6 protein-coding genes and 1 pseudogene are annotated in these 8,494 nt (G+C 71.6%); 2 read left to right on the top strand and 5 right to left on the bottom strand.

From position 1 onward, the window contains the following. Positions 1-195, bottom strand: a pseudogene (locus tag FNH04_RS36015) (protease inhibitor protein); the annotation flags it as partial. 352 nt (positions 196-547) lie between these two features. Between FNH04_RS36015 and FNH04_RS36010 the strand changes: the two are divergent. Beyond that, the gene (locus FNH04_RS36010) at positions 548-1,111 is read left to right on the top strand and encodes a hypothetical protein (RefSeq protein ID WP_152790051.1); all 564 of its coding nucleotides are present in this window, start codon (positions 548-550) and stop codon (positions 1,109-1,111) included. A 118-nt stretch (positions 1,112-1,229) separates the two neighbouring features. Beyond that, a complete protein-coding gene (locus FNH04_RS36005; RefSeq protein ID WP_152790050.1) occupies positions 1,230-2,393 on the top strand; it encodes a lactate 2-monooxygenase in 1,164 nt (387 codons plus the stop codon). Between the two features lie 49 nt (positions 2,394-2,442). Here the strand turns inward: FNH04_RS36005 and FNH04_RS36000 are convergent, their stop codons facing one another. The 4 genes from FNH04_RS36000 to FNH04_RS35985 form a co-directional block, all read right to left on the bottom strand. Continuing rightward, positions 2,443-4,308 (bottom strand): RICIN domain-containing protein, encoded by a 1,866-nt coding sequence (locus FNH04_RS36000; RefSeq protein WP_322724815.1) that lies wholly within the window; start codon positions 4,306-4,308, stop codon positions 2,443-2,445. A 733-nt stretch (positions 4,309-5,041) separates the two neighbouring features. Then, entirely contained in the window at positions 5,042-5,422 is a 381-nt protein-coding gene (locus FNH04_RS35995) for a toxin Doc (RefSeq protein ID WP_152790048.1), read from the bottom strand. 3 nt (positions 5,423-5,425) lie between these two features. Then, positions 5,426-5,671: a hypothetical protein gene (locus FNH04_RS35990; RefSeq protein WP_152790047.1), complete on the bottom strand. Its 246-nt coding sequence runs from the start codon at positions 5,669-5,671 to the stop codon at positions 5,426-5,428. Between the two features lie 87 nt (positions 5,672-5,758). Next, the coding region (locus FNH04_RS35985) for a glycoside hydrolase family 2 TIM barrel-domain containing protein (RefSeq protein ID WP_152790046.1) at positions 5,759-8,494 on the bottom strand (2,736 nt) is incomplete at its 5' end.

Raw genomic sequence — 8,494 nt, 5'->3', positions numbered from 1 at the left:
GGTCAGCGTGACGGCGCGGGCGGGGGCGGCGGTGGCCGCGCTCTCGCCGTGGCCCACGGTGAGCACGAGCGCGGACGGGGCGTAGAGCCCGGCGGCAGCGCCCCCGGGGGAGGCGAGGGCGGAGCCCGCGAGGGGTCCGCAGACGGCGGTGGCCGCCACAGTGAGGGTCGCTGCCCAGCGCGCGGTGTTCGGCATGGTGTGCATCTCTCCGCTCGGTCGGAATGCCGGGCCGCCCGCGGACGGGGTACGTACGCGTCGGGCGGTCCGGGCGGGTGCCGGATCGGCGAGCGCGAGTCTGCCGAGTCCGGCACGGAAAGGCACATCGACCCCACACGTTTCGGTAACTTTCAGTATTGAATCAGTGGCGTGATGTTACGGAAGTCGAATGAGCGCGCCCCTCAACTGAGCGGTCCTTGATCGCTTGAGGCGTCCACCTGGCCGGATCCGCATGGCTCGGCAATCGGCCTGAAACGTTCCGTTTTCCGTCCTGGGCGAACCCTCACCTGGACCTCTTGCGTTCCTTTCCTTGCGGAGTAATCGTCATTACATGATTACAGCAGAGCAGCACGAGAAACTGCGCGGCTGGTTCTCCGGCCGCCTTCCGGACGATCTCTTCGAGAGCCTCGCGGCGGTGACGGTGGACCGGGAGGAGATCACCGTCATCGGCCGCATCCCCGAGCCGCGCCTCACCGAGGGGGCCTCTGCCGCCGAGAAGGAGGCGGCCGTACGGGCCCGTGTCCAGGAGTTCCGCGAGCGCACCCGCGAGGACCGCATGGCGGTGGCGCGCGAGGCCGAGCACCGGTTCGGCAGAAAGGTCTCCTGGGGCGTGGAGTGCGCGGGCGAGCGTGCCCTGTTCACGCATGTCGCGGCCCCCGTGATGACCCGGCTGCGCCAGCCGGAGCGCCAGGTCCTGGACACACTCGTCGCGGCCGGCGTCGCCCGCAGCCGCAGCGACGCCCTCGCCTGGTGCGTCCGCCTGGTCCAGCGCCACACCGACGACTGGCTCACCGAGCTGCGGGAGTCGCTGGAGCACGTACGGCGGGTGCGGGCGCAGGGGCCGGACAGGGAGGAGGAGACGCCGTCGCGGAACGAGTCGTCCGAGGAGGGGTGAACCACGGGCCGGAGAGGAGCACGGCACGGCAGTGGACGGCCCGCCGTCCGGTCGCCAGGATCGTCCGCGTACAGGCGCGATCTTCAACGGTCTTGGGGACGAGAGGCGGGACGTACCGATGGCGAAGCACTGGGCCGACTTCCAGTACGAGATCTATCTCAACGGTCTGACGGGCGCCGTGCCACGGCTGCCCACCGATCTGTCCCGGCTGGAGGAGCTCGTCGAGCGGCGGCTCGGGCCCGGCCCGGTCGGCTACGTGGCGGGCAGTGCGGGCGACGGCAGCACGGCCCGCGCCAACCGGGCCGCCCTGGAACGGCGCGCGATCGTGCCGCGGATGCTGCGCGACGTGCGGGAACGGGACCTGTCGGTCGAGGTGCTGGGCCGTGCGCTGCCCGCTCCCCTGGCGCTGGCCCCGGTGGGCGTCCTGTCGATCACGCACCCGGACGCGGAGCCCGCTGCCGCCCGCGCCGCCGCCGCGCAGGGCGTGCCGTACGTGCTGTCCTCGGCCTCCAGCACGCCCATGGAGGAGGTCGCGGAGGCGATGGGCGAAGCGGAGCGCTGGTTCCAGCTGTACTGGTCGAAGGACCAGGAGGTCACCCGGAGTTTCCTGGACCGGGCGAAGGCCGCCGGGTACTCCGTGCTGGTCGTCACCCTCGACACGCCGCTGCTCGCCTGGCGGCCGCGCGACCTCGACCAGGCGTACCTGCCGTTCCTGCACGGTGTCGGCACGGCGAACTACTTCTCCGACCCGGTCTTCCAGGCGGGTCTGGCCAAGCCGGTGCACGAGGACCCCGACGCGGCCGTACTGCGCTTCGTGAGCCTGTTCGCGGACCCCGGCAAGACCTGGCCGGATCTGGGGTTCCTGCGGGACAACTGGGACGGGCCGATCGTCCTGAAGGGCGTCCTGCACCCGGACGACGCCCGGCTCGCCCTCGACGCCGGGATGGACGGGGTGGTGGTCTCCAACCACGGCGGCCGTCAGGTGGCCGGATCGGTCGCGGCGGCCGACGCGCTGCCGCGGGTGGCCGAGGCCGTGGGCGACCGGATGACCGTGCTCTTCGACAGCGGTGTCCGCACGGGCGACGACATGTTCAAGGCGCTCGCGCTGGGCGCCGAGGCCGTGCTCGTGGGGCGCCCGTACGTGTACGGGCTCGCCCTCGACGGGCAGGCGGGCGTGGAGCATGTGATCCGCTGCCTGCTCGCGGAGTTCGACCTGACGCTCGCGCTGTCCGGGCACGCCCGGCCCGGGACGGTCGGCGCGGGGGACCTCGTGGAGGGGTGAGCGGCGGGGGCGCCCTGGCCGTGAGCGGCCGGGGCGCCCCGCCCGCGCGTCAGGCCAACAGGTCGCTTCCGGGAAGGGTGAGGGGAAGTGACGTGGTCAGCGGCAGAGAGGGAACGTTGCTCGTGTCATCACCATCGGGAACCGAGCCGCCGGCCTCCAGGTCGGTGTCGTCGGTGACGGACCGGACAGCGCCCTCCTCGGCCTTCTCGTAGCTCTCCGGCGAAGCGGCCGGGGCCGGGTCGCCCGTCCGCTCCCGCTCGGGTGCCCCGTCGGCGAGGGGCGTGCCCGTGGCCGCGGGGTCGGTCGAGGGCGCGCCGGAGCCGGCGATCGACAGCGACTCGGGAGTGGCCGACACGCCGTCGGTCACCCAGCGCTGCGTGTCCGAGCCGTCCCGTGCCTTCACCACGATGTCCGCCTTGGCCTCCCTGCCGGTGGGCGCGACCGCGAGCTCCTCCTCCCAGCGGGGCAGCAACTCACCCTGCACGGTCAGGTCGTAGCGCACGTCGTCGGCGCGGTCGGACTTCCGGGTGACGCACTTGCCGAGGATGACGACCCCGGCGTCCACGTGCGAGTCCAGGCACAGCTCGGGGTTGGCGACGCTGCGCAGCTGGCCGTCCTCCTCGTACGACCACTTCTGGGTCCAGGCGGAGGAGCACACCGCGAGCTCGGTCGTGGCGCCGTTCTCCGCCTTGCCGCCGCGGATGTCGAGGCACAGGTCGGCGGCGAGGTTGCGCAGCCGCGTCTCGTCGGGTGCCGTGGGCATCCCGGCCGAGTTGGGGGGCGCGGAAGACGTGGGCGCGGGCGTGTCCCCGGGGTCGGCCGCGGTGCTGCGGTCGCCGGTGGCGCTGGTCGACGCGGCGGGGTCGGCGCCGGTGCCGTCGTCCGAGAGCAGGGCGATGGAGAGGACGAGCGCGACCAGGGCGCCCGAGGCGGCCCCGACACCGGTCAGCAGGGTCCTGCCGCCCCGCGGCCCCGAGGTGCCGCGGGTGCGGCGCTGGGGCGGGATCCGGGACAGCAGCCGGTGCCGTCCGCCGTTCGCGCCGCGCCGGCCGCCGCCCTGGCCGGAGCCGCCCTGCGGGGCGCGGTCGGGCCGTGAGTCGAGGTAACGGCGCGCCCCCCAGCCGAGTACGGCCTCGGCGAGCAGTCCGCCCAGCGAGCCCTCGAAATGGCTGAGCTGCTCGGCGGCGTAACGGCAGTAACGGCACTCCAGCAGATGTTGTTGCACATCGGGGAGGAGAGCCCCGCCGCGCCGAATCGGCACATCCAGCAGGCGGTTGTAGAAGCGGCAATCCTTGCTCGGCGCGAGTTCCCGGTGAGCGCGCACACAGCCCTGGCGGAATTGCTCGCGGGCCTGCTCGAGTGTCGCCGCCGCGGTGTCGGGCCCCATGCCCAACAGACCGGCGGGAATGGTTATCGGTTCCGCTTCCACCTCGGTGTGCCACAGCAGGCACTGCGCGAGTCCGGGGAGGGCCTGGAAAGAGCGCTCGGCGAGCTTGCGATTTTCCGGGGTCATGGACTTCGCGGCGCGCATACCGCGCCCCCCGGCGGGCTTTCTCAGGTCCGGCAGAACGCCGGCGAGGGTGTCCTCCGCGGACCACTCCTTGACCATGTCCCGTACGGTCACCAGGAGCCGGGGCCGCAGGGCCGTACCGGACTCCCCCCGTATCAGCCCCTCCAGCACCTGGTGGAAGGAGGCCGCCGTGACCATCGAGGCGACGTTCGCCGAAGTAGCGAGGCAGATGACCGCGTAGTCGTACGCCGACTGCCAGTGCCGTGTCATCAGCACCGCGACGGGGTCGCCGGCCTCGCTCTCCGGCCCGCCTCTCAGCTGGGCGGCGAGGTTCTCGTCCGATACCCCGGGGACCACGCCGGGGCGGGGCGCGTAGGACGGGCGAGGCGGATGGGGGGTGTGCACAGAGCGGTTTCCTTCCGAGGCGCAAAGGTGGCACACAGGGAGTTGCCGAAAAGGAGCTGCCGGCGGGCGGACCCTTTGGGGCGGTGCGCCGGGAAAACGGCGGCCCGGGGACTGAGGGAGGGCCGCACGGTGACCGTCGGCCGAGGGCCTTTTGAGCCCGTCGACGAACCGAAAGCCGAGCGGCTTCTCAGACCTGGCCATTGCCCGTACGCAGGGAAGTTCACCCTTGCACAAGTTACTCATGGCTAACAAGGCACTTGGGCAACATGAGCACCACTGAAGGAAAGTCAGAACACACCTGGGTCCGCATGCGGTGGTGAGTGCCGTTCTTGCGCGGTTGTGACCGTCTGAACACGCCGAGACGATCATGGAGTTACGGACGCACAAGCACACAACTCCCCCGGCTCCCATGCCATTCGGGTTTTCACGCGCCCCGTGTGAACCGGACGCACACTCCGGCGGCGCGCGCACGCTCCCGGCCGTGCGCCTTTCGGTGTCCACTGGTCGCGGCCAATTCAGAAGGCCCCGCGCAGGACGGCGGCTCTCCTGCGCGAAACGGGCCGCCGACCCTGATCCTCCCGCCCTGGGTCGGCGGCCCCGAGGGCCGTGCCGGACACCGGATCGCCTGGGGTACACGGCTGTTGGGGAGCGGTCGGATGGTGGCGGCGGTGTCCGGCGCCCCTGGGCATGGGGCGCCTTGAGGACTGCTGGGAGCGCCTCGGGGACCGGGCGCTCAGATCTGCCAGGAGCGGAGCCGGTCCGCGGCCGCGTACACGTCCACCTTGCCGGAGATCAGATCGCGTGCGAGGTCCACCAGGGCGCCGTACGGCGGGTCGATGCCGACGCCGCTCACGAACATGTACGCCACGGCGGTGGCGCAGGCGAAGCGGGCGTTGGCGGACGGCAGGGGCTTGAGCAGGGCCAGGGTGTGCAGCAGTGCCGCGGCACGCCAGGCCGGGTCGGAGTCCACGCCGAGGCGCGGCGGGTCGACGCGGTGGCGGGCCACGGCGGCGACGAGGGCGGAGAAGTCGTTGACCGTCGGCTGGTCGGGCAGGACCTCTTCGTGGCGCTGGAGCAGCCAGGGCACGTCGATGTGGATGACGGGAGGAGCCATCGGTCAGACGGCCCGCCGTTCGCCCCTGGCGGCCGGTTCGTCCTCGGGGAACGCGGCGGCGAACTCGTCCGCGTGCGCCGTGAAGAACTGCCGGAAGGCCTCGGCGCCCTCCTTCAGCGCCCGGTGGCGCACTATGTCGGCCGCGGCGGCCTCGCGCACGAGCGCCTTCATCGACGTACCGCGCTCCTTGGCGATCTGCCGCAGGTCCTCGAGTTCGCGGTCGCTGAACTCCACATTCAGAGCTGGCATGCCCCTCACGGTACCGCGCGGGTACTTACTCGTAAATATCCGCAGGTCACCGTGGTCCTGGTGCGGTACCGGAGGGGATGCCGACCGCTACCGCCCGGGCACGTCCAGGCGGCTGATCCGCACGGCTCCCTCGACCGCGCCCGGGTGCGCGCTGGTCAGCAGGAGGCGCAGCCGTGAGCCGCGCACCGGATCGAAGGTGATCACCGTGGGGGTGTCGGACGCGGTGGCACGGTCGGTCCTCACGCCCTCGGCGGGCACGTACCGTTCGCCGTCCCATACCGACACCTCGACCGAGGCGGGCAGGGTGTGCGTGGCGTCGACGGTGAAGGAGACCTCCGCCCGGTCGACCGTCAGGGTCCGGCCCCAGTCGACCGAGACCCAGTCCTCGGCGCGGGCGCCGTTGAACGCGGGCAGGAGGCCCGTGGCCGGCTTGTTGAAGGCGTTGGACCAGCCGGTGGCCGGGTCGCCGTCGAGCATGGCCGCCGGGAGCGTGTCGGGGCGGCCTGAGTAACTGGCGTCGGCGAACGGGTGGTCGGGGGCGGGCGGCAGGTCCGGCTCGAACTCGGCCGGCGGCGTGGTCGACCTCGAGCGCGCCGGGGTGGTGCGGACGGTCACGGTGCCCCTGCGCAGTCCGTCCGCGCGGGCCGTCACCTTCAGGTGTCCGGGCTCGACGCCGGACCGTACGATCGCGAGCGCCTTGCCGTGGAAGGCCGTCCGGGTGCTCGCCTGGTAGCGCTCGGCGCTCTCCTCGCGCCCGTTGTCGAGGCCCGCCAGGGAGCCGCCGTCGACGTCGAAGGTGATCAGGTGCTCGGCGCCGGGCACGACCACGCCTCGCGCGTCGACCACCTCGGCGGTCACGAAGCACAGGGAACGGCCGTCGGCGGCAAGGGACTCGCGGTCGGCGGTGAGGCGGACCGCTTGGGGTCGTCCCGCCGTGCGCAGGAGGTCCGTCGCCACGGTGCGGCCGCCGCGGCGCGCCACCGCCTTGAGCTCGCCCGGGGCGAACGGGACCTTCCAGGTGAGATGGAGCTTGCCCGCGCTGCCGTTCGGGCTGGTGTAGCTGCCCGGGTAGGGGCCGGAGGTGACGGTCTTGTCGTCGCCGGTGGGCTCGGTGGTCTCCAGGTACGGACGGCCGTCGGTGGTCCTCTTCCGGTCGAACCTCCTGGTGCCGAGTGACCTGCCGTTGAGGAACAGCTCGACGGTGTCGACGTTGGAGTACGCCCACACCTCGACCACGTCGCCCTTCTCGTGGTTCCAGGTCATGGGCAGCAGATGGACCATGGGCTCGTCCGTCCACTGGCTTCTGAACAGGTAGTACATGTCCTTGGGGAACCCGGCCGTGTCGACCGCGCCGAAGAAGGACGCCTTCACGGGAAAGACGTTGTACGGCGTGGGCTCACCGATGTAGTCGATGCCGGACCACAGGAACTCCCCCGTGAACCACTTCCGGTCCCGGTCCTTCTTCAGCCCGTACTCGCCGCTGTACGTCCACGTGGCCAGGTTGTTGTCGTACGAGGAGGTGGCACGCCTGCCAGGTGTGTGGTTCTCACCGGTGTTGAGGCGCTCCGGCTCCTGGTAGGTGCCGCGGGTCGCGGTCTCCGAGGACGACTCCGACTCGAACAGGAACAGCTTCGGGTAGCGGGCGTGGAGGGCGTCGACCGAGGCGGCCGAGTTGTAGTTGACGCCCAGGCCGTCGAGCTTGGCGAGGATCAGGTCGGCCGGCGAGCCCTCGGCGGGCACGCTGCGGTGCCGGTGGGAACCGATCACGAGGGGGCGGGTGTCGTCGTACTTCTTCACCCCGGCGATCAGCCGGTCCGCGATGGCGAGGCCCGCGGTGGAGGTGAACTCGGAGATCTCGTTGCCGATGGACCACATGATGACGGCGGGCGAGTTGCGGGCCGCGAGCACCATCTCGGCGATGTCCCTGTCGGCCCACTCGTCGAAGAAGCGGCCGTAGTCGTACCGGTTCTTGCCGCTCCGCCAGCAGTCGAAGGCCTCCACGATCATCACGAGACCGAGGCGTTCGCAGGCCGCGAGCACCTCGGGCGCGGGCGGGTTGTGGGAGGTGCGCAGGGCGTTGACGCCCATGCTCTTCATGATGACCAGCTGCCGCTCCACGGCGTCCGCGTCGACGGCCGCGCCAAGGGCGCCGAGGTCGTGGTGGAGGTTGACGCCCCGCAGTTTGACGTAACGGCCGTTCAGGACGAGGCCGTCGTCGGCGTCGATGGTGAAGTGGCGGACACCGAAGGGGGTTTCACAGGTGTCGACCGTGCGGCCGTCGACGCGGAGCTGCGTGCGCAGGGTGTAGAGCCGGGGGGTGTCGATGTCCCACAGCTTCGGGTCCGGGACGGCGAGTTCGTGGACGGCGGTCTCGGGGGCGGAGCCGGCCGTGACCGTGGACTCCGCGCGCGCGACCGTACGTCCGCCGGGGTCGACGACGCGGGATCTCACGGTGACCTGGGCACTGGTGCCCGACTCGTTGACGACGGTGGTCCGGGCGCGCAGGAGGGCGCGCTCGTCGCTCAGCTCCTCGGTCGTCACGTACGTGCCCCAGCGCTGGACGTGCACGGGGTCGGTGACGACCAGACGGGCCGCGCGGTAGATGCCGCTGCCCGAGTACCAGCGGCTGCTGGGGAGCCGGTTCTGGACCTTGACCGCGATGACGTTGGCGGTGGTGCCGTCGGTGTGCAGCAGGTCGGTGAGGTCGAGGGCGAACCCGGTGTACCCGTAGGGGTGCCGGCCGGCCTCGGTGCCGTTGCAGTAGACGTACGAGTCCATGTAGACGCCGTCGAACTCCACCGAGATCCGCTTGCCTTCGAGGGC

The organism is Streptomyces phyllanthi (genome assembly GCF_009377205.1).
Lineage (GTDB): Bacteria > Actinomycetota > Actinomycetes > Streptomycetales > Streptomycetaceae > Streptomyces > Streptomyces phyllanthi.
The sequence above is the reverse complement of the archived record's forward strand: the minus strand, read 5'-3'. Positions and strand labels throughout refer to the sequence as shown.